Genomic DNA, 21317 nt, shown 5'->3' with positions numbered 1-21317 from the left:
CGGCCCGCGCCTAGAAGGGCACGTCGTCCGGGCTGGTGACAAAGCGGGCGATGACCTTTTTTGCGCCGGCCTTGTCGAAGGCAACTTCCAGCTTGTCGCCTTCGATGCCCATAATCTCGCCATAGCCGAATTTCTGATGGAATACCCGTTCGCCCACCGTGTGGGAGGATGTGGCAGCCATATCGATCACCGGCGAAACGGAGTCGCGCGGCTGCGCCGTGGGCCGCTGGCCGGCGCGGGCCTGCATGCGTTTCCAGCCGGGGGAATTATAGACATTCGCGTCCGCAACCTTGGCGTCGATGCTGTTTTGGACGCCCGCAGCAGCACCATAGCCGCCGCCATAGAGGCCCGGCGGCGTCAGCACCTCGACATGCTTCTCGGGCAACTCATCAATGAAACGGGATTTCGGGGACGTTTGCCACCGGCCAAACACCCGGCGATTACCAGCATAGGAGATCGTGCAGATCTCTTCAGCGCGGGTGATCCCGACATAGGCAAGGCGGCGCTCCTCTTCGACACCTTTGAGGCCCGACTCGTCCATCGAGCGTTGCGACGGAAACAGCCCGTCCTCCCAGCCCGGCAGGAATACGGCCGGAAATTCGAGGCCCTTGGCCGCGTGAAGCGTCATGATGGACACCTTGGCGCCCTCATTCTCGCTCTCGTTGTCCATAATCAGGCTGATATGTTCAAGAAAACCCGTGAAGTTCTCGAAATTTTCCAGTGCCTTGACCAGTTCCTTGAGGTTTTCCAGCCGCCCCGGCGCCTCGGGCGTCTTGTCGTTTTGCCACATCTCGGTATAGCCGGATTCGTCCAGGATGATCCCGGCCAGTTCGATATGGTTGATCGCCGAATCCCCGGACATGCGGCCCCAGCGCGCTAGCCCGTCCAGCAACGTCGCCAACTCCTTGGCGCCCTTGCCGCCGAGGCCTTTTTCCTCCAGCAGGATGCGCGCGCCCTCGATCAGCGGCACGCCGTTCTGGCGGGCCGTCATCTGGATTTTCTGCTGCGCCTTGTCGCCAAGGCCGCGTTTGGGGGTGTTCACGATCCGCTCGAACGCCAGATCGTCGCTGGGGCTGGTGACGCAGCGGAAATAGGCCATTGCGTCGCGAATTTCGAGCCGTTCGTAGAAACGCGGGCCGCCGATGACGCGATATGGCAGGCCGATGGTCAGGAACCGGTCCTCGAACGCGCGCATCTGATGCGACGCGCGCACGAGGATCGCCATCTCGTCGAGGCTGAACTGGCGCAGGCCACGCGTGCCGCGCTGCATCGACTCGATCTCTTCGCCGATCCAGCGCGCCTCTTCCTCGCCGTCCCAGTGGCCGATCAGGCGGACCTTTTCGCCGTCTTGCACGTCGGTCCACAGCTCCTTGCCCAGACGGCCCTGATTGCCCGCGATGACGCCCGAGGCAGCCGCCAGAATATGCGGGGTCGAGCGGTAATTCTGCTCCAGCCGGACAACATGCGCACCGGGAAAATCCTTTTCGAACCGCAGGATATTGCCCACCTCGGCGCCGCGCCAGCCATAGATGGATTGGTCGTCATCGCCGACGCAGCAGATATTCTTGTGACCGGCGGCCAGCAGGCGTAGCCACAGGTATTGGGCGACGTTGGTATCCTGGTATTCATCTACCAAGATATAGCTGAACCAGCGCTGGTATTTTTGCAGGATGTCGTCGTGGGTCTGAAAAATGCTGACCACATGCAGCAGCAGATCGCCGAAATCCACGGCATTCAGTTCGATCAGGCGGCGCTGATACTGCGCATAAAGCTGAACCGCCTTGCCGTTATAGGCTCCGGCCTCGGCTGCGGGCACTTTGTCCGGCGTCCAGGCGCGGTTTTTCCAGTGGTCGATGACACCGGCCAATTGACGGGCGGGCCAACGCTTGTCATCGATGCCGACAGCCCGAACCAGCTGTTTCAGCAGGCGCAGCTGATCGTCGGTGTCCAGAATGGTAAAGTTCGATTTCAGCGTGACTTCGCGCGCGCCCTCGCCGCCCTGCACCCCAATCAACTCGGCATGGCGGCGCAGCAGCTTGACGCAGATCGAATGGAACGTGCCGAGCCACGGCATCCCCTCGATCGACTGGCCCAACAGCGCGCCAACGCGGTTTTTCATCTCGCGCGCGGCCTTGTTGGTAAATGTTACGGCCAGCACCTCGTTCGGCTGGGCGCGACCGGTGTTCAACAAATGCACGATGCGCGTCGTCAGCGCCTTGGTCTTGCCTGTCCCTGCCCCGGCCAACATCAGCACCGGGCCATCCATCGTCTCAACCGCAAGGCGTTGTTCGGGATTAAGCCCATCCAGATAAGGCGCCGGGCGCGCGGCCATCGCACGCGCGGACAGCGAGGCGCCCTCAAAGGCGTCGGATTCGTCAAAGCTGTTCATGCGCGCGATACTAACCTTACCGAGGTCGAAGTTAAAGGGATGTTCAGCCTATGTTCCATGCGCCCTGCGCAGAAAAAGGCGACGGCGGCCTGCCTTGGATAAAAATGGCCGGACGATGTCCGGCCATTTGGCGATGCGGGTGCATGGCAGGGCGTAGCGCGCCGCCTAGCCTGCCCTTTTGCCGTCGATCGTCTCGGCCAGCGCCTCGGCACGCGCCGCGATCTCGGCCAATGTATCGGTGACAGAGGCGGGCACGACCGGCACCTCGACCCGTTCAGGCGCGGGGGCCGGGGTATTGCGCAGATGGTCCAGCTCGGCCTCTTTTTCGGCCATCCGGTCCTCGATCTCGCGCAGCTTGTCCTGAAGACCGGCGGTCTTATCGGCCAGCATAAGACCCGCCATCAGCAGCATGCGCGGCTCGGGGACGCGGCCGATCTGGGCGGCCACGACGATGGCCTCGTCGTCCAGCATCTTGGCGGCAGAATGCAGGTAATGCTCTTCGCCCTCCTGGCAGGACACCTGAAAGGTGCGTCCGCCGATTTGGATATCCACCTCTGGCATCATACGTCCTCCATCCGTGCGGCGCTTTCGCTGCCGGTATTTGGGCTTTCTGTATCTGCACCGTCCGAAGCGGCCGTAATTTGGGCCAGCTCGGTCAGCAGAACGTCCATTTCGGCCCGGTCGGCGGCGCACGCGGCGCGCAGCCCGTCCAGTTCGGCCATCATCGACTGATTGATCAGGTGCGGATCGGCCACGCCTTCGGCATTGGCCGCCCGCAGCGCCGCGTTATTGTCGCGCAGCTGCTGATTGGCCTTGCGCAGAGACTGAAGCGCGTCATCCAGTTGCTGCAGGACCTGACCGCGCTCTTTCTGCGCGGCCTCGCGGTCTGCTGTTTCCATGGCGTGCGCGTCGGCGCCGCGACGCGCTGCCTCCTCTGCCTCGCAGGTGCGCGCAGTCAGCTTCTTGACGTGCTCCTCCAGATGGGCATTGGCCAGCGTTTCGTCCTTCAACTGCTGGCGCAGGCCCTCCAGTTCGGTATCGCCGGTGTCCTGCGACAACCCATCGAGCCCCTGCCCGATCCGGTCCAGCGCGGCCATGATCCGGCCCTGCATCGCGTCGATATCGCTCATCCCTTGCATGTCCTCATCTGTGGTGCCGGAGCGCCGGCCGAATCGCCACCGCCCGTCTGTCGGCCCAAGTGTAACGAATGGCTGGCAAAAAGGCTTCCCCCCTTGCGGCCCGCAGCGCACCTGCGCCGACGCCCCTGCACACCGCGACCATGGCGGCGCTTGATCTTTGGGCGCGGGCTGGTATTCAGCCTGTGCAATTCATCCCTGCCATAAGGATACCACAGCCCGTGGACATCAAAGCCCTGGCCCAAGCCAACCCCGATCACTGGTCCAAAGCGACCGCCATACGCGCGCTGACACTGGACGCGGTTCACGCGGCCAATTCGGGCCATTCGGGGATGCCGATGGGCATGGCCGATGTTGCCACCGTCCTGTACGAAAAGCACCTGAAATTCGATGCATCTGCGCCCGATTGGCCAGACCGCGACCGTTTCATCCTCAGCGCCGGGCACGGCTCGATGCTGCTGTATTCCCTGCTGCACCTGACCGGCTACGGCGACATGACACTGGAGCAGGTCAAGAATTTCCGCCAATGGGGCGCGATAACGGCAGGCCATCCCGAATATGGCCACGCCAAGGGGATCGAGACCACCACCGGCCCGCTGGGTCAGGGCATCGCCAATTCCGTCGGCTTCGCCATGGCCGAAGAAATGCTGCGCGCGCGCTATGGCCGCAAGCTGGTCGATCACCACACCTACGTCATCGCTGGCGACGGCTGCCTGATGGAGGGAATCAGCCAGGAGGCGATCACGCTGGCAGGGCGTCATTCGCTGGGCAAGCTGATCGTGTTCTGGGACAACAACGACATCACCATCGATGGCAAGGTGTCGCTGTCGGACCGCACCGATCAGGTGAAACGCTTCCGCGCGGCAAACTGGCAGGTGATCGAGATCGACGGCCATAACCCGTCCGAGATTGACGACGCGATCACCAAGGCGAAGACCTCGAAGAAGCCGTCGATGATCGCCTGCAAAACGCATATCGCGCTTGGCCATGCCGCGCAGGACACCTCCAAGGGGCACGGCGCGCTGACCGATGCCGACCAGATGGCCGATGCCAAGGCCGCCTATGGCTGGACAACCGGACCTTTTGAGGTGCCCGGCGACATCAAATCCGCATGGGAAGCCATCGGCGCGCGGGGCAAATCCGAGCGCGAGGCGTGGGAGGGCCGCTTTGCCGAGGTGTCCGAACGCCGCCAGAAGGAATTCACCCGTATTTTTGAGCGCGAGGCGCCCAAGGCCCTCAGCGCCCGCATCAAAGCGCTGAAGAAACAGATCAGCGAAGAGGCCCCCAAACTTGCCACCCGCAAATCCAGCGAAATGGTGCTGGAGATCGTGAACCCGATCATGTCCGAGACGGTCGGCGGCTCGGCCGACCTGACCGGATCGAACAACACCAAGACGGGCGATCTGGGCGTGTTCGACACCGACAACCGCAAGGGCCGCTATGTGTATTGGGGCATCCGCGAACATGGTATGTCGGCGGCGATGAACGGCATGGTGCTGCATGGCGGCATCCGCCCCTATGGCGGCACGTTCATGTGCTTTACCGACTACGCCCGCCCCGCCATGCGCCTGGCCGCGTTGATGCGTATCCCGACCGTGTTCGTGATGACACATGACAGCATCGGCCTGGGCGAAGACGGCCCCACCCACCAGCCCATCGAGCATTTGGCAATCAGCCGCGCAACGCCCAACACTTGGGTGTTCCGCCCCTGCGACACGGTGGAAACAGCTGAGGCGTGGGAACTGGCCCTGACGTCCAAGGAAACGCCGTCGGTCCTGTCACTGACCCGCCAGAACCTGCCGACCCTTCGGACCCAGCACCGCAACAAGAACCTGACCGCCGAGGGCGCCTATGTGCTGGCCGACTCCGAAGGGAAACGTCAGGCGATCCTCATGGCGACCGGCTCCGAGGTCGAGATCGCGATGAAAGCGCGCGATCTGCTACAGGCCGAAGGCATCGGCACGCGCGTCGTTTCCATGCCCTGCTGGGAGCTGTTCGAGGCGCAGGACGAGGCAACCCGCCGCAAGGTTCTGCCCGCCGGTCCCGTGCGCGTCGCGGTCGAGGCCGCCGCGCGCCAAGGCTGGGACCGCTGGCTGTGCGGCGAGCGTGGGCGCGAGGCGAAATCGGGCTTTGTCGGCATGGAAGGTTTCGGCGCGTCGGCCCCCGCCGAGGAGCTTTACGAGAAGTTCGCCATCACCGCCGAGGCGGTTGCCGTCAAGGTGAAGTCCCTGCTGTAAAACATTGGGAAGGCTGTAAAATACAGCCTTCCCATCCCTTTACCGATTGCGAAAAATCGTCGAGTCATACAACCGGGTTAAGCCGCTTCACACGTTGCCAGATCGGCGTGATGATCTTGGTTCCGATCGGAATCAGCACCAGCCCCAGCGCCAAGCCGAACACACCGTCCATCGCCGCGACCAGCGCCCATTCCGCTGCCGCGCGGCCCGTGTCAAGCGCCTGCGTCGCTACATGAGAAACGTGGTGTATCTGGTTGTAAGGCCACCCAAATCCCAGATCTTTCAGCCCGTGCAGAATGATGTTGCCGCCGACCCACAGCATCGCGGCGGTGCCGATGATCATCAGTGCGGCCAGCACCTTGGGCATCGCATTTACCAGCCCCCGGCCCGCCCCCCGTGTCGCCGCAAAACGCCCCTTGGCGGCCATGAGCAGACCCAGATCGTCGGCCTTTACGATCAGCGCAACGACGCCGTAAACCGCAACCGTGATCATCAGGGCAACGGTCGCCAGCGTTGCCCCCTCCATCCAGATTGACCCATCGGGAATCGCTGCCAGCGCGATGGTCATGATCTCGGCGGACAGGATAAAATCGGTCTTGATGGCGCCGGCGATCTTTTCCTCTTCCAGATGGGCGGGGCTGCCCTCGGCTATCGCCTCTTTTTTCTCATGATGCCCGCCTGCCAGCGCATGGGCCACCTTTTCCGCCCCTTCAAAACACAAATAGCACCCACCCAGCATAAGCAGCGGCGTCACGGCCCCCGGCGCGAATTCGCGCAGCACGAGGCCCGCAGGCAGCAGGAACACCAGCTTGTTGAACAGCGAGCCCCGCGCGATGCGCCAGATGATCGGCAATTCGCGCTTCGCGTCGAAGCCCTGCATATATTTCGGCGTCACGGCGGCATCATCAATGGCGGCCCCGGCCGCCTTGGCGCCCGCTTTGGCCGCCTGCGCTGCCACGTCATCGATCGACGCCGCCGCCACCTTGGCAATCGCCGCCACATCGTCGAGTAGGGCCAGAAGTCCGCTCATGTCATTGCTCCGCCTTTGAGGTTCTGCAAAGGTAGCGACGCACGGTCGACGCGCAAGGGGTCTGCGCCAGATAGCGATAACACCGCAAAAGCGGCATTTTTCACCTTTCAGCACGCCGTCTGTCGCCGTATAGCGCGGGTAACGTCCACCAACCGCCAGGAGCCTTCCCATGACCATCACAGTCGGCATCAACGGATTTGGCCGCATCGGCCGCGCCACCCTCGCCCATATTTCCGAGACGGGCCGCGAAGATGTGAAGGTCGTCAAACTGAACGCGACCGGCCCGCTGGAAACAGCCGCCCACCTGATCCGCTATGACAGCGTGCATGGCCGGTTCCCCGGCACCGTCACCACCGGCGATGGCACCCTGGATCTGGGCCGAGGCCCGATCCAGATGTTTTCGACCTACGACATGGACGAACTGGACTGGGATGGCGTCGATGTCGTGCTGGAATGCACCGGCAATTTCAACGACGGCGAAAAGGCGAAAAAGCACTTGGAGCGCGGCGCCGGCAAGGTGCTGCTGTCCGCCCCCGGCAAAAATGTCGACCGCACCGTGGTTATGGGCGTCAACGACGGCGAATTGCTGGCCAGTGAGCGGATGATCTCGAACGGGTCCTGCACAACCAACTGCCTTGCCCCGCTGGCCAAAGTCCTGCACGAGGGCATCGGGATTGAGTCGGGCATCATGACCACGATTCATGCCTATACCGGCGATCAGCCCACGCTGGACCGCCGTCACAAGGATCTCTACCGCGCACGCGCCGCTGCGATGTCGATGATCCCAACCTCCACCGGCGCGGCCAAGGCGCTGGCCGAGGTTCTGCCGGCCCTCGAGGGCAAGCTGGACGGTTCGGCCATCCGCGTGCCGACGCCGAACGTTTCGGCAGTGGACCTGACATTCGTCGCCAGCAAATCCGTGACCGAGGCGGACGTGAATGCCGTCGTCGCCGAGGCCGCAGCCGGTGCGATGAAAGGCATCCTGGCCTATGATCCCGCGCCCAAGGTCAGCATCGATTTCAACCACACCGAAGAAAGCAGCATCTTCGCCCCCGAACAGACCAAGGTTGTCGGCGGCACTCTGGTGCGCGTTCTGGCGTGGTACGACAACGAATGGGGCTTTTCCTGCCGCATGGCCGATGTCGCGGCTGTGATGGGTCGCTTGGATTAATCGGCCATTTACACTGATCGCGCCACATATTGCGCAGTGCGGCCCCCGTCTGTCATAAGACGCGGGGCCGCATGTCATTTGGCCCCGTGTCATTCAGAAAGGCGCAGCACATGACCAACCCGATCGCGTTCTGGCTATTTGCCCTGATCGTGCTGGCGCTGTTTCTGGATTACTGGTTTCAAGGTCAGGCCGGGCTGATTTTTCTGGCCGGAAAACTGGGCGACTTGATCGACTGGATGGCCTTCTGGCGCTGAGGCCGGGGCGGGATCGGTTCAGTCGAATCTGGCCCGCAGGGCCGCGTTGACGTCGGGCGTCACGAAGGTGGACACGTCGCCACCAAGGCGGGCGATCTCCTTGACCAGCTTGGACGCGATGGCCTGATGCCCGGTGTCGGCCATCAGAAACACCGTCTCGATACTGCTGTCCAGCGCGCGGTTCATGCCGACCATCTGAAATTCATACTCGAAATCCGCCACCGCGCGTAGACCGCGAATGATGACCTGCGCACCCACATCGCGGGCGCAATCGATCAGCAAGTTCTCGAAGGGATGCACCGTGATCTCGCCCACCCCCGCCGTTTTCAGACGCGCCGCCTCGGCTTCGATCATCGCCACGCGCTCTTCCAGCGAGAAAAGCGGGCCCTTGTCGCGGTTGATCGCAACGCCCACGACCAGCCTGTCGACCAGTGTGGCGGCGCGGCGGATGATGTCGATGTGGCCCAGCGTGATGGGATCGAAAGTGCCGGGGTATAGGCCAATGCGCATCGCATCACTCCGTTGTGGGTTGCAGGTAATCAGCACGAGCAGGCCGTGAATTGCAAGCCCGCATCTGGCCAAGGACCGACGCGCCTCATAGCATGGCCCGCGAAACCGGTGAAAGGTGATCGATGCCCCGGATCGTGCTGCATCTGAAAAAGAACGATCTGGCCCGCGATCTGACGGGCTGGCATCTGCGGCTTTACCCTATCCTGCGCAGCATGGCGCAGGGCGCCGGGATCGGCTTTGACATCCGCGCGCGCGATAGCGATATCAAAGTCGGAACCCGCAGTGTAACGGACGGCCGGTTTGACGATGGCAATCTGCACATCATCGACGACCGTTCGGTCGTGGCGGCGAATGTCCTGAATGCCGGCGTCGCCTATTTTTGGGAATTCTGGCATCTGGACCCGTCGGGGGTAAAGGCGTTCAGCAGCATCGGCAACCACCCCTATGCGCCCGGCGATGTCCCGTTTCGCAAGGCAAAACCATTCTTCGACATGCTGCGTGATCGGCACGTCGCCCACCGCCGCTCGAAATATGCGCAGCCCGAAGCGCCCGAGACATTTCCGCCCGGCGCGCTGGCGGTATTTCTTCAAGGCACCTACCCGCTCCAATCCGGCGCGACAGACATCAGCGATCTCGATATGCTGCGCTGCGTACTGGATCATGCCGGGGACCGCCCCGTTATCGTCAAACCCCATCCTTTGGCCAGCACGCCCGAAGATGTCGCCGCAGCGAAGGCGCTGGCGCAGACGGATAGCCGCCTGATCGTCAGCTGTGCTAATGTCCACGATATTCTGGCGACCAGCGCCGCGACCGTTTCGATCAACTCCACCGTCGCGCTTGAGGGGTTTCTGCACCGCGTCCCAGCCCTGCTACTGGGCAAATCGGATTTTCATCACATCGCCGGAACAGTGACGCAGCCCGCGCAGTTCGCGCAAACGCTGACGCAGGAACTGGAGCGGCGCGGCGGATATGCACAATATCTGACGTGGTATTTCCGGCGAAACTGCCTGCCGCTGCACAGCGCGGACCTGACGGACCGGATTTGGAAAATCTTCGGCGCGGCCGGATTTCCGCCCGCGCGCTTTGGGCTGTAAGGATGCCTTAGCGGCCCATGATCATCCCCTGCATGGATTCGTTTTCCATCGCCAGCTCTGCCAGCCGGGCCTTGACCACATCGCCCATTGTGACAACGCCGATCAGCTTGCCATCGTCAATCACGGGCATATGGCGAAAACGCCCGTTGGTCATGCGCTGCACCACGCTTTCGCCGGTATCCTGCCGGGTTGCGCAAACAGGATCGCGCGTCATCATGTCGTCAACCTTGTCTTGCAGGCAATCCGGCCCGCGCTGGCCCAGATTGCGCACGATATCACGCTCCGACAGGACCCCGACGACTGCGCCCCCCGCATCGGACACGATCAGCGCGCCGATGCGGTTGTCCGACAGCGTCACTGCAGCATCCGACACCGATGTACCCGGCGCGATGGTGAAAACGGCATCGTCGCCCTTGGCCTTGAGGATTTGTTGAACCAGCATTTTTGACCCCGTTATCGCTATCGTTGAAAACTAGCGTAATGGTTGAACGCCAACTGTCAAGCGGCGCGCGCCATCACGTCAGCGCTTCCAGCCGGGCAACCTCGCGGCGCATACCGCTGGCCAGCGCTTCGGCGAAGCGGTTCAGCCGATCCAGCCGCCGGTCGTCGACATGGCGGATCAGGTAAAAACTGCGGGTGAGGTTGATGTGATCCGGCAGCACCCGGACAATATCCTGCCCGAACGGGATCGAGAAATCATGCACGATGCCGATGCCCGCCCCCTGCCGGATCCAACTGAATTGCACCGATACCGAATTGCTGGCCAGATCGACACGGGACAGCCCGGCCTCGGCCATATAGTCAAGTTCCTTGTCGAAAATCATATCCTGAATATAGCCGACGATGCGGTGATCTCGCAGATCCTCGGGCGTATGTATCGGCGGGGCCGTTTGCAGATAGGATTTGGACGCAACCAGGCTCAGCTTGTAATCCGTGAGTTTCTGCACGCTCAGCCGCCCGGCCAGTGGCGCGCTGACGGCGATGGCCATATCGGCCTCGCGGCGCGACAGGTTGAACACGCGTGGCAGCGCCACGATCTGCACCTCCAGATCGGGGTTATCCTCGACGATCTGTGCGCAGACCTGTGGCAGCAGGAAGTTCGCCGACCCATCTGGCGACCCCAGCCTGATCTGCCCGCTCAGTTGCCCGCCGTGGCCGGTCAGATCCTCGAACGCGGCGGCCATTTCCTGCTCGGCGCGGGCGGCTCGCTCCACCAGGCGCTGGCCCTCGTTCGTCAGCGCATAGCCTTGCGGGGACTTGGCAAATAGCGGGGCGCACAGCGCCTCTTCCAGCCGGGCGATGCGGCGGCCCACGGTGGCCGGGTCGATCTTCAGGATGCGGCCCGCTGCCGACAGGCTCTCGAACCGGGCGACGGCAAGAAACACTTTCAAATCATCCCATTGCGGCTGCATCCCCTGCCCCTTCCCCGGCCCCTTTGCACTTTTGCAAACTGCGTTTGAAATATTGCCTCTGTTCGCCCTAATTTTGCAAGGCTATGCTACGCGTAAATGTAAATGGAGGATGCTATGACCACCGAACTGACACATTACATCAACGGCAAGCACGTCAAGGGCACGTCCGGCCGCTTTGCCGACGTCTACAACCCCGCCACCGGCGACGTGCAGGCAAAGACGCCGCTTGCCTCAGTTGAAGAGCTGAACCAGGCCGTTGCCGACGCCGCCAAGGCACAAAAGGAATGGGCTGAGGTCAATCCGCAGAAACGCGCCCGTGTGTTCATGGAATACGTCCGCCTGATCAACCGCGACATGGACAAGCTGGCCGAGGCGATCAGCCGCGAGCATGGCAAGACCCTGCCCGACGCCAAGGGCGATGTGCAGCGCGGCATGGAAGTGATCGAATTCTGCATCGGCGCGCCGCATTTCCTGAAGGGCGAATATTCCGGCAACGCCAGTACCGGCATCGATATCTATTCGATGCGCCAGGCCTTGGGTGTGGTTGCGGGCATCACGCCCTTCAACTTCCCGGCCATGATTCCGATGTGGAAAATGGGCCCGGCAATTGCGGCGGGCAACGCCGTCATCATCAAACCGTCCGAGCGTGACCCCTCCTGCCCGCTCATGCTGGCCGAACTATGGACCGAGGCAGGCCTGCCCGACGGCATCTGCCAGGTCGTCAACGGTGACAAGGAATCGGTGGACGCGATCCTCGACAACGAAACCATTCAGGCCGTCGGTTTCGTCGGCTCGACGCCCATCGCGCAGTATATCTATGGCCGCGCCTGCTCCAACGGCAAGCGCGCCCAGTGCTTTGGCGGCGCCAAGAACCACATGATCATCATGCCCGACGCCGACCTCGATCAGGCCGCGGACGCGCTGATCGGTGCCAGCTATGGCGCGGCGGGCGAACGCTGCATGGCGATTTCGGTTGCCGTTCCGGTGGGCGATGAGACCGCAGACAAGCTGATCGAAAAGCTGATCCCCCGCGTCGAGGCGCTGAAGGTCGGCCCGTACACGTCGGAAAATGACGTCGATTACGGCCCCGTCGTGACTGCGCAAGCCAAGGAGCGTATCCTGGGCCTCGTGCAATCCGGCATCGATCAAGGCGCCGAACTCGTCGTCGACGGGCGCAACTTCAATCTGCAAGGCTATGAGGATGGCTTTTTCGTCGGACCGCACCTTTTTGACAAGGTGACGCCGGACATGGACATCTACCAGCAAGAGATTTTCGGCCCGGTGCTGACCACCGTGCGCGCAGGCAGCTATGAGGAAGCACTGAAACTGGCGTCCGATCACGAGATGGGCAACGGCACCGCGATCTTTACCCGCGATGGCGATGCGGCGCGCGATTTCGCGTCCCGCGTGAATGTCGGCATGGTCGGAATCAACTTCCCCATCCCGGTGCCGCTGGCGCATTACACCTTCGGCGGGTGGAAGAAGTCCGGCTTTGGTGACCTGAACCAGTACGGCCCCGACGCGTTCAAGTTCTACACCAAGACCAAGACCGTGACCTCGCGCTGGCCATCAGGCATCAAGGAAGGCGGCGAGTTCCACTTCAAACTGGCCGACTAAACGCAACGGAACGCCCGGTCCCGGAAGGCCGGGCGTTTTTCGCCAGAGAAAATTCGCAGAATTTTCTTGGCACGCGGCCCTGCCTGCGCTTTGCTGGACATACCTTAGCGAAAGGCGCGCCATGGCCCTGACTGATCCCGACTTTACCATCGGCATCGAAGAAGAATATCTTCTCGTCGACAAGGACAGCATGGCCCTCGCCGAGGCGCCCGAGGCGCTGATGGATGCCTGCCGCGCCAAATTGCAGGATCAGGTCAGCCCGGAATACCTGAACTGCCAGATCGAGGTCGGCACCAAGGTCTGCCAGACCGTCGATGAGGCGCGCAAAGACCTTAAACGCCTGCGCGCCTGCATCGCCCGCGAGGCCGACAAATTCGGCCTGGCGCCGATTGCCGCCTCTTGCCATCCGTTCTCGGATTGGCGCGAGCAGAAACATACCGACAAGGATCGCTATAACAGCCTGTCCGCCGATCTGGCGGGCGTGGTGCGCCGTATGCTGATTTGCGGCATGCATGTGCATGTGGGCATCGATCCACCCGACCGGCGAATCGATTTGATGAACCAACTCAGCTATTTCCTGCCGCATCTTCTGGCACTCAGCTGCTCGTCGCCCTTCTGGCAGGGGCAGGACACCGGTCTGGACAGCTATCGGCTGACGGTCTTTGATAATCTGCCCCGCACCGGCCTGCCCCCACGCATGAGCAGCTTTGGCGAATTCGAGCGCTCGGTGCAGGTGCTGGTCGATCTGGGTGCAATCGAGGATGCCTCGAAAATCTGGTGGGATCTGCGGCCCTCGTCGAAATTTCCCACCATCGAGTCACGCATCTGCGATGTGCAGCCCCGGATGGAGGATGCGCTGACACTTGCCGCACTGACGCAGGGGCTGTCGCGGATGCTGTGGCGACTATCGGTGCGCAACCAGCGCTGGCGGATTTATGACCAGTTCCTGATTTCCGAAAACCGCTGGCGCGCGCAGCGCTACGGCGTGCGTGAGGGTCTGATTGATTTCGGCCTGGGCGAGATTGTTCCGTTTGAGACACTGATCGGCGAAATGCTGGAAATCATCGCCGAGGATGCGGTGCATTTAGGCTCGGTCAACGAGGTGTCGCGCGCCCGCACTATCGCGGCAAACGGCACCAGCGCCGACCGCCAACGGCGCGTGTTCGACGCCGCAACCGAGGCGGGCAAGGATCGCAGCGCCGCCCTCGCCGCCGTGGTCGCGCATCTGATCGACGAATTCCACGAGGACCTCTAGCGCGCAAAACAGATAATTTTCGCAAACGGATTTTGACCAAATTCTGCGCGCACCCGGCATTGCCCCTGCTCTGCCGATGGCGATACTGTGGCGCAAATCCTCTTGCGGAAAGGCACGGTCATGAAAATCGGATTCATCGGACTTGGTAACATGGGCGGGCCGATGGCGGCCAATCTGGCGGCGGCTGGCCATGACGTCACCGGCTTTGATCCCGCAGGCACCAGTGCAGATGGCGTCCGCGCCGGCGCCAGCGCCGAAGACGCGGCCAAGGGCGCCGGGGTGGTTATCACCATGCTGCCCAATGGCACGATCCTGCGCAGCGTCGCGGACCAGATCATTCCCGTCATGGACAAGGGCGCGGTGTTCCTCGACTGCTCGACCGTCGATGTCGCCAGCGCCCGCGACGTCGCGGCGCAGGCACAAACCGCCGGGCTATCCGCGCTGGACGCTCCTGTTTCGGGCGGTATCGGGGGTGCATCAGGCGGCACGCTGACCTTCATGGTCGGCGGGGACGAGGCCGGATTTGCCACCGCCAAGCCACTGTTCGACATCATGGGCCAGAAGGCCGTGCATTGTGGCCCCTCCGGCAACGGTCAGGCGGCCAAGATCTGCAACAACATGATTCTTGGCGCGACCATGATCGTCACCTGCGAGGCCTTCGCGCTGGCCGACAAGCTGGGCCTTGACCGGCAGGCGATGTTCGACGTGGTCAGCACGTCCTCGGGCTATAGCTGGTCGATGAACGCCTATTGCCCCGCGCCGGGTGTCGGCCCCAAATCCCCCGCAGACAACGACTACAAACCGGGCTTCGCCGCCGAACTGATGCTGAAAGATCTGACCTTGGCCCAGCAGGCCGCCGAAGCGGTGGATGCCGACACGCCACTGGGCAGCGCCGCGCGCGCGCTTTATGCGCAGTTCGTCGAGGATGAGGACGGCAAAGGCCGCGATTTCAGTGCAATGCTGCCGCGCCTTGCGGCGCGCGGGCACACATAAACGGCCCTGTTACAGGAACCGTCCCGCCCGCGCGAGCGTTCAGGATGATTGGCGCCGTGCAATCCGGGGGAATGAAAGCAACGTGAAAGCGCAAAAACGCATCTATGTGCCGCTGGTCGGGATATTTGTCGTGGTCCTGACCGCAGCCATGGTGGCGGCCGCCAACTTCCTGATCCCCGTGACAGCAGCCATTCTGTCCTACTTTGTGTTCAGCCGACCGCGCCGCGCGCTGGAGCGTATGGGCCTGCACAATGTGCTGATCGCCACGTTGTTCACATCGATCCTGTTCGTTATGGTCGGAATTGGCGTCGCATGGTTCGCAGAACCCGTCGCGAACCTGATCGACGACATGCCCGGCCTGGTGCAGGACATGCGGACCAAACTGGGCGACAGCGACAGCCCCCTGGCCAAAGTGAACGAAGCCGCCAAGGCCATCGACAACGCTGTCGGCGATGCCGGCGGTCAGACCGCGATGGAGGTCGAGGTCGTGTCCGAGTCCGGCACCTCGGTCACTATCCTGACCATGGCGCCCAAAGTGCTGAGCCAAGTGATCTTTGCCATCTTCCTGACGTTCTTCCTGATCGGTTCGGGTGATTTCTTTGCGCTGCGCACCGTCGAAAGCCTGCCGACACTGCGCGACAAACGCCGCGCGGTTGAGATCATCAAAACCATTGAGGACCGTCTGGGGCGCTATCTGGGAGGTATCGCGCTGATCAACACGGGGCTGGGACTCAGCATCGGGGCGGCAATGTATCTGTGGGGTCTGCCCAACGCCGTCGCCATCGGCGTCATGGCATTCGTGCTGAACTTTATCCCGTTTCTGGGCGCGGTCGTCGGCGCTGGCGTCGCGGGGCTTGTGGCGTTCGTGTCCTTCGATCAGCCTTGGGAGGCGTTCGGCGTCTTCATGACCTACATGGCGCTGACATCCATCGAAGGGCAGATCGTGACGCCCTTGGTGATTTCGCGGCGAATGCAGCTGAACACACCGATCCTGTTCATGATCGTCGCGTTCTTTGCCTATATCTGGTCGGTCGTCGGCATGGTCGTTGCCGTGCCCGTGCTGATCGTGGCAAAGATCGTCTGCGACGAAATCGAGGGACTAAAGCCGCTCGGTCATTTTCTGGGTGACAGTTCGACCACGCCGCGCCGTGGAGCGCGATCCAAGGCAGAACCGCCGAAAGGAAATGCTGGTTAGGGTCACCGGGGAATTGCGGCCTGCACCATACCGTGCGCTTGCGTCCTGACGTCATGAAACTGGACATCTCGCTGACCAGCCAGATCGACGACGTGAGCGTTCTGCACGATCTGGCGGTGCTTAGCGCGCGGAATTCAGACCTTTTGGGACAGCGGATATCGGCCCTGTGCAGGGTTCGATGTGGCGCCCCGTGCCTGCCTATGACGCGGTAGGCTGACAGGTTACTATTCCGCCGCCACCCTGCGCGATTGCAGCATGGGCTTCAGATAGTGGCCCGTATGGCTGCGCGGCTCGTCCGCCACCTTTTCAGGCGTGCCGGTCGCCACGATCTCACCGCCGCCATCGCCGCCCTCGGGGCCGATATCGATGATCCAGTCGGCGGTCTTGATCACGTCCAGGTTATGTTCGATGACGACGACAGTGTTGCCGCCGTCGACCAGCTCGTGCAGCACTTCCAGCAGCTTCTTCACATCCTCGAAATGCAGGCCCGTCGTCGGCTCGTCGAGGATATAGAGCGTGCGTCCGGTGCTGCGCTTGGCCAGTTCCTTGGACAGTTTCACGCGCTGCGCCTCACCGCCCGACAGGGTTGTCGCCTGTTGACCGACCTTGATATATCCAAGACCGACCCGCACCAGCGCATCCATCTTTTCGCGGATCGACGGCACGGCCTTGAAAAACTCCTGCGCATCCTCAACCGTCATATCAAGAACGTCCGCTATACTCTTGCCTTTAAATCGAATTTCTAGAGTTTCGCGATTGTATCGCGCGCCCTGACACGTCTCGCAGGTGACATAGACATCCGGCAGGAAATGCATCTCGATCTTGATGAGTCCATCGCCCTGACACGCCTCGCAGCGCCCGCCCTTGACGTTGAAACTGAACCGGCCGGGCTTGTAGCCGCGGGCCTTGGATTCGGGCAGACCGGCGAACCAGTCGCGGATCGGTGTGAAGGCGCCCGTATAGGTCGCCGGGTTCGACCGCGGTGTGCGACCGATGGCGCGCTGATCGATGTCGATGACCTTGTCCAGATGCTCCAGCCCCTTGATTGTCTCGCAGGGGGCGGGCGTCTGGCGCGCGCCGTTCAGTTGCATCGATGCTGTCTTGAACAGCGTTTCGATGGTCAGCGTGGATTTACCGCCGCCGGACACGCCAGACACGCACACAAATCTGCCCAAGGGGAATTCGGCAGTGATGTTTTTCAGGTTATTGCCGGTCGCCTTGACCACCTTCAACTTCTTGCCGTTGCCCTTGCGCCGCTTGGCCGGCACCGGAATCTCGCGCACGCCAGACAGATACTGCCCGGTGATGGAGTTGGGATCAGCCGCCACCACCGAGGGAATGCCGTGGCTGACCACCTGCCCGCCATGCACGCCCGCACCGGGGCCAATGTCGAAAACGTAGTCGGCCTCGCGGATCGCCTCTTCGTCGTGTTCGACGACGATCACGGTATTGCCCTGATCGCGCAGGTTTTTCAGCGTCAGCAGAAGGCGGTCATTATCGCGCTGATGCAACCCGATGGACGGCTCGTCCAGAACATACAGCACGCCGGTCAGACCACTGCCGATCTGACTGGCCAGCCGGATCCTCTGCGATTCGCCACCCGAAAGCGTGCCGGCATTGCGGCTGAGCGTCAGATATTCGAGCCCGACGTTATTCAGGAACCCCAGCCGCTCGCGGATTTCCTTGAAGATGGCGCGCGCGATCTCGTTCTTTTGGTTGGTCAGGGCTTTCGGCGCTTCCGTCACCCATTCCAGCGCCTCGCGGATCGACATCCGCACGACCTGCCCCACATGCAGCCCCGCGATCTTGACCGCCAGCGCCTCGTCGCGGAGTCGATAACCCTCGCAGGCGCCGCAGGGTCGGTTGTTCTGATAGCGCTCGAATTCTTCGCGCACCCAAGCCGAATCCGTCTCGCGATAGCGACGCTCCATGTTGGGGATCACCCCTTCGAACACGCGCGACACGTTGTAGACGCGCCCGCCCTCGTCATAGCGAAAGGCGATTTCATCGTCGCCCGAGCCGTGCAGGAACACCTGCTGCACATGGGCTGGCAGATCCTTCCACTTGGTTTTCTGGTCGAACTCGTAATGCTTGGCGATCGCCTCGATCGTTTGCAGGAAATACGGGCTCTTGCCCTTGCGCCACGGGGCCAGCGCGCCGTCGTAGATTTTCAGGTTCTGGTCCGGTACAACCAGCCGTTCGTCAAAAAACAGCTCAACCCCCAGACCATCGCAGACCGGGCAGGCCCCAAACGGCGCGTTGAAGGAAAACAGGCGCGGTTCGATTTCGGGGATGGTGAAACCCGACACGGGACAGGCGAATTTTTCGGAAAATGTCAGGCGTTCAGGATCACCCTCATTGGGCGCCGTCTCCAGAATGGCAATGCCATCGGCAAGGTCCAGCGCGGTGCGCAACGAATCGGCCAGCCGCGTTTCCAAGCCTTCCTTGACGACCAGACGGTCGACCACGACGTCGATGTCGTGGCGGAATTTCTTGTCCAGCGTCGGTGGCTCGTCCAGTTCGTAGAATTCGCCATTCACCTTGACCCGCTGAAAGCCGTTTTTGCACAGCTCTATGAATTCCTTGCGGTATTCACCCTTGCGGTCGCGCACGATGGGGGCCAGCAGATAGGCGCGCGTACCCTCCTCCATCGCCATGATGCGGTCGACCATGTCCTGCACCTGCTGCGCCTCGATCGGTTTGCCTGTTGCAGGGGAATAGGGTGTGCCCGCGCGGGCGAACAGCAGGCGCAGGTAGTCGTAGATTTCGGTCACGGTGCCGACGGTCGAACGCGGGTTCTTGCTGGTCGTCTTCTGCTCGATGCTGATGGCGGGTGACAGTCCGCTGATATGGTCGACATCCGGTTTTTGCATCATGTCAAGGAACTGGCGCGCATAGGCCGACAGCGATTCGACATAGCGGCGCTGCCCTTCGGCATAGACCGTATCGAACGCGAGGCTGGATTTGCCCGACCCCGAAAGGCCGGTGATGACCACCAGCTGATCGCGTGGAATATCCACGTCGATATTTTTCAGATTATGCTCGCGCGCGCCGCGCACTTCGATGTTCTTCAGCTCAGCCATGATGCCTCCGGGGAGAGAAGATTTACAGATAGTGTATGGCGGCGGACCTTCCAACCCGTATTTGCGAACAGATGAGGAACATCTGCGTGAGAAACTTTCTGCGCCCCCAATTCGTTTCTGATGAAGGGAGGCTTATCATGGATATCCGTACAAGGCGCGCTTACGAGGACATGGCCGAAAATGATGGCTTCCGCGTTCTGGTCGACAGGATCTGGCCGCGCGGCGTGGCCAAAAAGGATCTGGACCTTGATGATTGGTGCAAGGATGTCGCGCCCAGCGACGACCTGCGCGAATGGTTCGATCATGATCCGGAGAAGTGGGGCGAATTTCGGCGGCGCTACCGGCACGAACTGGACCAGTGCGGCGCGCCCATCAAAGACCTGATCAAACGGGTCAAGGACGGGCGCGTCACCCTGATTTATGGGGCCAAGGACGAGACCCACAACAATGCCGAAGCGCTGCGTGACTACCTGCGCGACAAAGCCGTCTAGATCTGTCCCTTACATGTGTATGACGCGGCCATAAGCGTCCAGAACGCTTTCGTGCATCATCTCGCTGAGGGTCGGATGCGGGAAGACGGTATTCATCAGGTCTTCTTCGGTCGTTTCCAACTGGCGCCCGACGACGTATCCCTGAATCAGCTCGGTTACTTCGGCCCCGATCATGTGCGCGCCAAGCAGCTCGCCCGTCTTGGCGTCAAAGATGGTTTTCACCATGCCCTCGGCCTCGCCCAGTGCGATAGCCTTGCCGTTGCCGATGAAGGGGAAGCGCCCGACCTTGATGTTATAGCCCAGTTCCTTGGCCTTGGCCTCGGTATAGCCGACCGATGCGATCTGCGGATTGGAATAGGTGCAGCCGGCAATGCTGTTGGCTTTCACGGGATGGGGGTCTTTGCCCGCGATCAGCTCGGCAATCATGACGCCCTCATGGCTGGCCTTGTGCGCCAGCCATGGCGCACCGGCGATGTCGCCGATGGCATAGAGGCCGTCCACATCGGTGCGGCAATACTCATCTGTCAGCACATGGGTGCGGTCGATCTTGACGCCCAGATCTTCCAGCCCGAGGTTTTCGATGTTGCCAACGATGCCGACTGCGGAAATCACGGTGTCGAACTCGTGCTTTTCGACTTTGCCGTTCGCTTCGATATGGGCCGTCACTTTGCCCTTGCCGCGATCCAGCTGTTTGACTGCGGTTTTTTCCAGAATGCTCATCCCCTGTTTCTCGAACTGCTTTTTGGCGAATTTCGAGATTTCGGCGTCTTCCACCGGCAGGATACGGTCCATGACCTCGACCACGGTCGTCTCGGCCCCCAGCGTGTTGTAAAAGCTGGCAAATTCGATCCCGATGGCGCCCGACCCGATCACCAGCAGCTTCTTGGGCATGCGCGGCGGAACCAACGCATGCCGGTAAGTCCAGACCAGATCGCCGTCAGCCTCCAAGCCCGGCAATTCGCGGGCGCGCGCGCCGGTGGCGATGACGATATGCTTGGACGTCAATTCCTCGTCGTCGCCCTTATCCATCTTGACGGACACCGTGCCCTTGGACGGCAGTTTAGCATCGCCTCGGAACACGCTGATCTTGTTCTTTTTCATCAGATGCGAGATACCGTCCGACAGCTGTTTGGCCACGCCGCGCGACCGCTTGATCACCGCGTCCAGATCATAGCCGATCTTGTCCGCCGTCAGGCCGAATTCCTTGGCGCGGTGCATCAGGTGGAACACCTCGGAGGATCGCAGCATCGCCTTGGTCGGGATGCAGCCCCAGTTCAGGCAGATACCGCCCATATTCTCACGCTCGACTATGGCCACGGAAAGGCCCAACTGCGCGCCCCGAATGGCGGCGACGTATCCGCCAGGACCGGCGCCGATCACGATCATATCAAAGGATTTGGGGGCCATGTGCGTCTCCGGGATGCTGCGTTCGCCCCGATGCTAATGCGTT

18 protein-coding genes are annotated in these 21317 nt (G+C 61.8%); 9 read left to right on the top strand and 9 right to left on the bottom strand.

Going from position 1 to position 21317, the window contains the following annotated elements:
• Positions 1 to 10 precede the first annotated feature (10 nt).
• The 3 genes from FGD77_RS14600 to FGD77_RS14590 all read right to left on the bottom strand — a co-directional run bounded on the left by FGD77_RS14600 (position 11) and on the right by FGD77_RS14590 (position 3519).
• Positions 11 to 2389, bottom strand: a complete 2379-nt coding sequence (locus FGD77_RS14600) for an ATP-dependent helicase (protein WP_255010888.1) — start codon at positions 2387 to 2389, stop codon at positions 11 to 13.
• Positions 2390 to 2554: 165 nt separating this feature from the next.
• On the bottom strand, positions 2555 to 2950 hold the full coding sequence (locus FGD77_RS14595; RefSeq protein ID WP_255010887.1) for a cell division protein ZapA: 396 nt from the start codon (positions 2948 to 2950) through the stop codon (positions 2555 to 2557).
• On the bottom strand, positions 2950 to 3519 hold the full coding sequence (locus FGD77_RS14590) for a hypothetical protein (RefSeq protein ID WP_255010886.1): 570 nt from the start codon (positions 3517 to 3519) through the stop codon (positions 2950 to 2952). The genes FGD77_RS14595 and FGD77_RS14590 overlap by 1 nt, the downstream gene beginning before the upstream one ends.
• Positions 3520 to 3746: 227 nt before the next feature.
• On the opposite strand from FGD77_RS14590, the gene tkt reads away from it, so the two are divergent.
• A complete protein-coding gene (gene tkt, locus FGD77_RS14585; protein ID WP_255010885.1) occupies positions 3747 to 5762 on the top strand; it encodes a transketolase in 2016 nt (671 codons plus the stop codon).
• A 64-nt stretch (positions 5763 to 5826) separates the two neighbouring features.
• Here tkt and FGD77_RS14580 read toward each other — a convergent pair whose 3' ends face one another.
• Positions 5827 to 6792, bottom strand: coding sequence for a DUF808 domain-containing protein (locus tag FGD77_RS14580; RefSeq protein WP_255010884.1), 966 nt, complete (start codon positions 6790 to 6792; stop codon positions 5827 to 5829).
• Between the two features lie 169 nt (positions 6793 to 6961).
• On the opposite strand from FGD77_RS14580, the gene gap reads away from it, so the two are divergent.
• Positions 6962 to 7963: a type I glyceraldehyde-3-phosphate dehydrogenase gene (gap, locus tag FGD77_RS14575; protein WP_255010883.1), complete on the top strand. Its 1002-nt coding sequence runs from the start codon at positions 6962 to 6964 to the stop codon at positions 7961 to 7963.
• A gap of 110 nt (positions 7964 to 8073) precedes the next feature.
• Positions 8074 to 8217 carry a hypothetical protein gene (locus tag FGD77_RS14570; RefSeq protein ID WP_255010882.1) on the top strand — a complete coding sequence of 48 codons (144 nt, stop codon included), beginning with the start codon at positions 8074 to 8076 and terminating at the stop codon, positions 8215 to 8217.
• 18 nt (positions 8218 to 8235) lie between these two features.
• On the opposite strand, the gene coaD is transcribed toward FGD77_RS14570, so the two are convergent.
• A complete protein-coding gene (coaD, locus tag FGD77_RS14565; RefSeq protein ID WP_255010881.1) occupies positions 8236 to 8727 on the bottom strand; it encodes a pantetheine-phosphate adenylyltransferase in 492 nt (163 codons plus the stop codon).
• A 122-nt stretch (positions 8728 to 8849) separates the two neighbouring features.
• On the opposite strand from coaD, the gene FGD77_RS14560 reads away from it, so the two are divergent.
• On the top strand, positions 8850 to 9821 hold the full coding sequence (locus tag FGD77_RS14560) for a hypothetical protein (RefSeq protein WP_255010880.1): 972 nt from the start codon (positions 8850 to 8852) through the stop codon (positions 9819 to 9821).
• Positions 9822 to 9828: 7 nt separating this feature from the next.
• Here FGD77_RS14560 and FGD77_RS14555 read toward each other — a convergent pair whose 3' ends face one another.
• Together FGD77_RS14555 and FGD77_RS14550 are read right to left on the bottom strand one after the other, a co-directional pair.
• Positions 9829 to 10263 carry a CBS domain-containing protein gene (locus FGD77_RS14555; protein ID WP_255010879.1) on the bottom strand — a complete coding sequence of 145 codons (435 nt, stop codon included), beginning with the start codon at positions 10261 to 10263 and terminating at the stop codon, positions 9829 to 9831.
• A 73-nt stretch (positions 10264 to 10336) separates the two neighbouring features.
• The gene (locus tag FGD77_RS14550; protein WP_255010877.1) at positions 10337 to 11233 is read right to left on the bottom strand and encodes a LysR family transcriptional regulator; all 897 of its coding nucleotides are present in this window, start codon (positions 11231 to 11233) and stop codon (positions 10337 to 10339) included.
• Between the two features lie 114 nt (positions 11234 to 11347).
• On the opposite strand from FGD77_RS14550, the gene FGD77_RS14545 reads away from it, so the two are divergent.
• The 4 genes from FGD77_RS14545 (at position 11348) to FGD77_RS14530 (ending at position 16293) form a co-directional block, all read left to right on the top strand.
• On the top strand, positions 11348 to 12850 hold the full coding sequence (locus FGD77_RS14545) for a CoA-acylating methylmalonate-semialdehyde dehydrogenase (protein WP_255010874.1): 1503 nt from the start codon (positions 11348 to 11350) through the stop codon (positions 12848 to 12850).
• A 121-nt stretch (positions 12851 to 12971) separates the two neighbouring features.
• A complete protein-coding gene (locus tag FGD77_RS14540) occupies positions 12972 to 14105 on the top strand; it encodes a carboxylate-amine ligase (protein ID WP_255010872.1) in 1134 nt (377 codons plus the stop codon).
• A gap of 120 nt (positions 14106 to 14225) precedes the next feature.
• The gene (gene mmsB / locus FGD77_RS14535; protein ID WP_255010868.1) at positions 14226 to 15098 is read left to right on the top strand and encodes a 3-hydroxyisobutyrate dehydrogenase; all 873 of its coding nucleotides are present in this window, start codon (positions 14226 to 14228) and stop codon (positions 15096 to 15098) included.
• An 82-nt stretch (positions 15099 to 15180) separates the two neighbouring features.
• A complete protein-coding gene (locus FGD77_RS14530) occupies positions 15181 to 16293 on the top strand; it encodes an AI-2E family transporter (protein WP_255010866.1) in 1113 nt (370 codons plus the stop codon).
• 224 nt (positions 16294 to 16517) lie between these two features.
• On the opposite strand, the gene uvrA is transcribed toward FGD77_RS14530, so the two are convergent.
• Positions 16518 to 19376, bottom strand: coding sequence for an excinuclease ABC subunit UvrA (uvrA, locus tag FGD77_RS14525; RefSeq protein WP_255010863.1), 2859 nt, complete (start codon positions 19374 to 19376; stop codon positions 16518 to 16520).
• A gap of 137 nt (positions 19377 to 19513) precedes the next feature.
• Between uvrA and FGD77_RS14520 the strand changes: the two genes are divergently transcribed.
• Complete coding sequence (locus FGD77_RS14520; protein ID WP_255010861.1) at positions 19514 to 19867, top strand: DUF488 domain-containing protein; 354 nt, start codon at positions 19514 to 19516, stop codon at positions 19865 to 19867.
• 9 nt (positions 19868 to 19876) lie between these two features.
• Here the strand turns inward: FGD77_RS14520 and lpdA are convergent, their stop codons facing one another.
• Complete coding sequence (gene lpdA / locus FGD77_RS14515) at positions 19877 to 21274, bottom strand: dihydrolipoyl dehydrogenase (RefSeq protein ID WP_255010859.1); 1398 nt, start codon at positions 21272 to 21274, stop codon at positions 19877 to 19879.
• Between the last annotated feature and the right edge of the window lie 43 nt (positions 21275 to 21317).

It is taken from the genome of Roseovarius sp. M141 (genome assembly GCF_024355225.1).
GTDB lineage: Bacteria > Pseudomonadota > Alphaproteobacteria > Rhodobacterales > Rhodobacteraceae > Roseovarius.
Note: the sequence above shows the minus strand (reverse complement) of the source record. Positions and strands in the feature narration are given on the sequence as shown.

Excerpts from the sequence above, each read along its gene's own strand:
- FGD77_RS14545 (WP_255010874.1), top strand. The coding sequence starts at position 11,348 with ATGACCACCGAACTGACACATTACATCAACGGCAAGCACGTCAAGGGC.
- FGD77_RS14560 (WP_255010880.1), top strand. The coding sequence starts at position 8,850 with ATGCCCCGGATCGTGCTGCATCTGAAAAAGAACGATCTGGCCCGCGAT.
- FGD77_RS14540 (WP_255010872.1), top strand. The coding sequence starts at position 12,972 with ATGGCCCTGACTGATCCCGACTTTACCATCGGCATCGAAGAAGAATAT.
- FGD77_RS14555 (WP_255010879.1), bottom strand. The coding sequence starts at position 10,263 with ATGCTGGTTCAACAAATCCTCAAGGCCAAGGGCGACGATGCCGTTTTC.
- FGD77_RS14600 (WP_255010888.1), bottom strand. The coding sequence starts at position 2,389 with ATGAACAGCTTTGACGAATCCGACGCCTTTGAGGGCGCCTCGCTGTCC.
- mmsB (WP_255010868.1), top strand. The coding sequence starts at position 14,226 with ATGAAAATCGGATTCATCGGACTTGGTAACATGGGCGGGCCGATGGCG.
- FGD77_RS14570 (WP_255010882.1), top strand. The coding sequence starts at position 8,074 with ATGACCAACCCGATCGCGTTCTGGCTATTTGCCCTGATCGTGCTGGCG.
- uvrA (WP_255010863.1), bottom strand. The coding sequence starts at position 19,376 with ATGGCTGAGCTGAAGAACATCGAAGTGCGCGGCGCGCGCGAGCATAAT.
- gap (WP_255010883.1), top strand. The coding sequence starts at position 6,962 with ATGACCATCACAGTCGGCATCAACGGATTTGGCCGCATCGGCCGCGCC.
- FGD77_RS14595 (WP_255010887.1), bottom strand. The coding sequence starts at position 2,950 with ATGCCAGAGGTGGATATCCAAATCGGCGGACGCACCTTTCAGGTGTCC.
- FGD77_RS14520 (WP_255010861.1), top strand. The coding sequence starts at position 19,514 with ATGGATATCCGTACAAGGCGCGCTTACGAGGACATGGCCGAAAATGAT.
- lpdA (WP_255010859.1), bottom strand. The coding sequence starts at position 21,274 with ATGGCCCCCAAATCCTTTGATATGATCGTGATCGGCGCCGGTCCTGGC.
- coaD (WP_255010881.1), bottom strand. The coding sequence starts at position 8,727 with ATGCGCATTGGCCTATACCCCGGCACTTTCGATCCCATCACGCTGGGC.
- FGD77_RS14550 (WP_255010877.1), bottom strand. The coding sequence starts at position 11,233 with ATGCAGCCGCAATGGGATGATTTGAAAGTGTTTCTTGCCGTCGCCCGG.
- FGD77_RS14590 (WP_255010886.1), bottom strand. The coding sequence starts at position 3,519 with ATGAGCGATATCGACGCGATGCAGGGCCGGATCATGGCCGCGCTGGAC.
- FGD77_RS14580 (WP_255010884.1), bottom strand. The coding sequence starts at position 6,792 with ATGAGCGGACTTCTGGCCCTACTCGACGATGTGGCGGCGATTGCCAAG.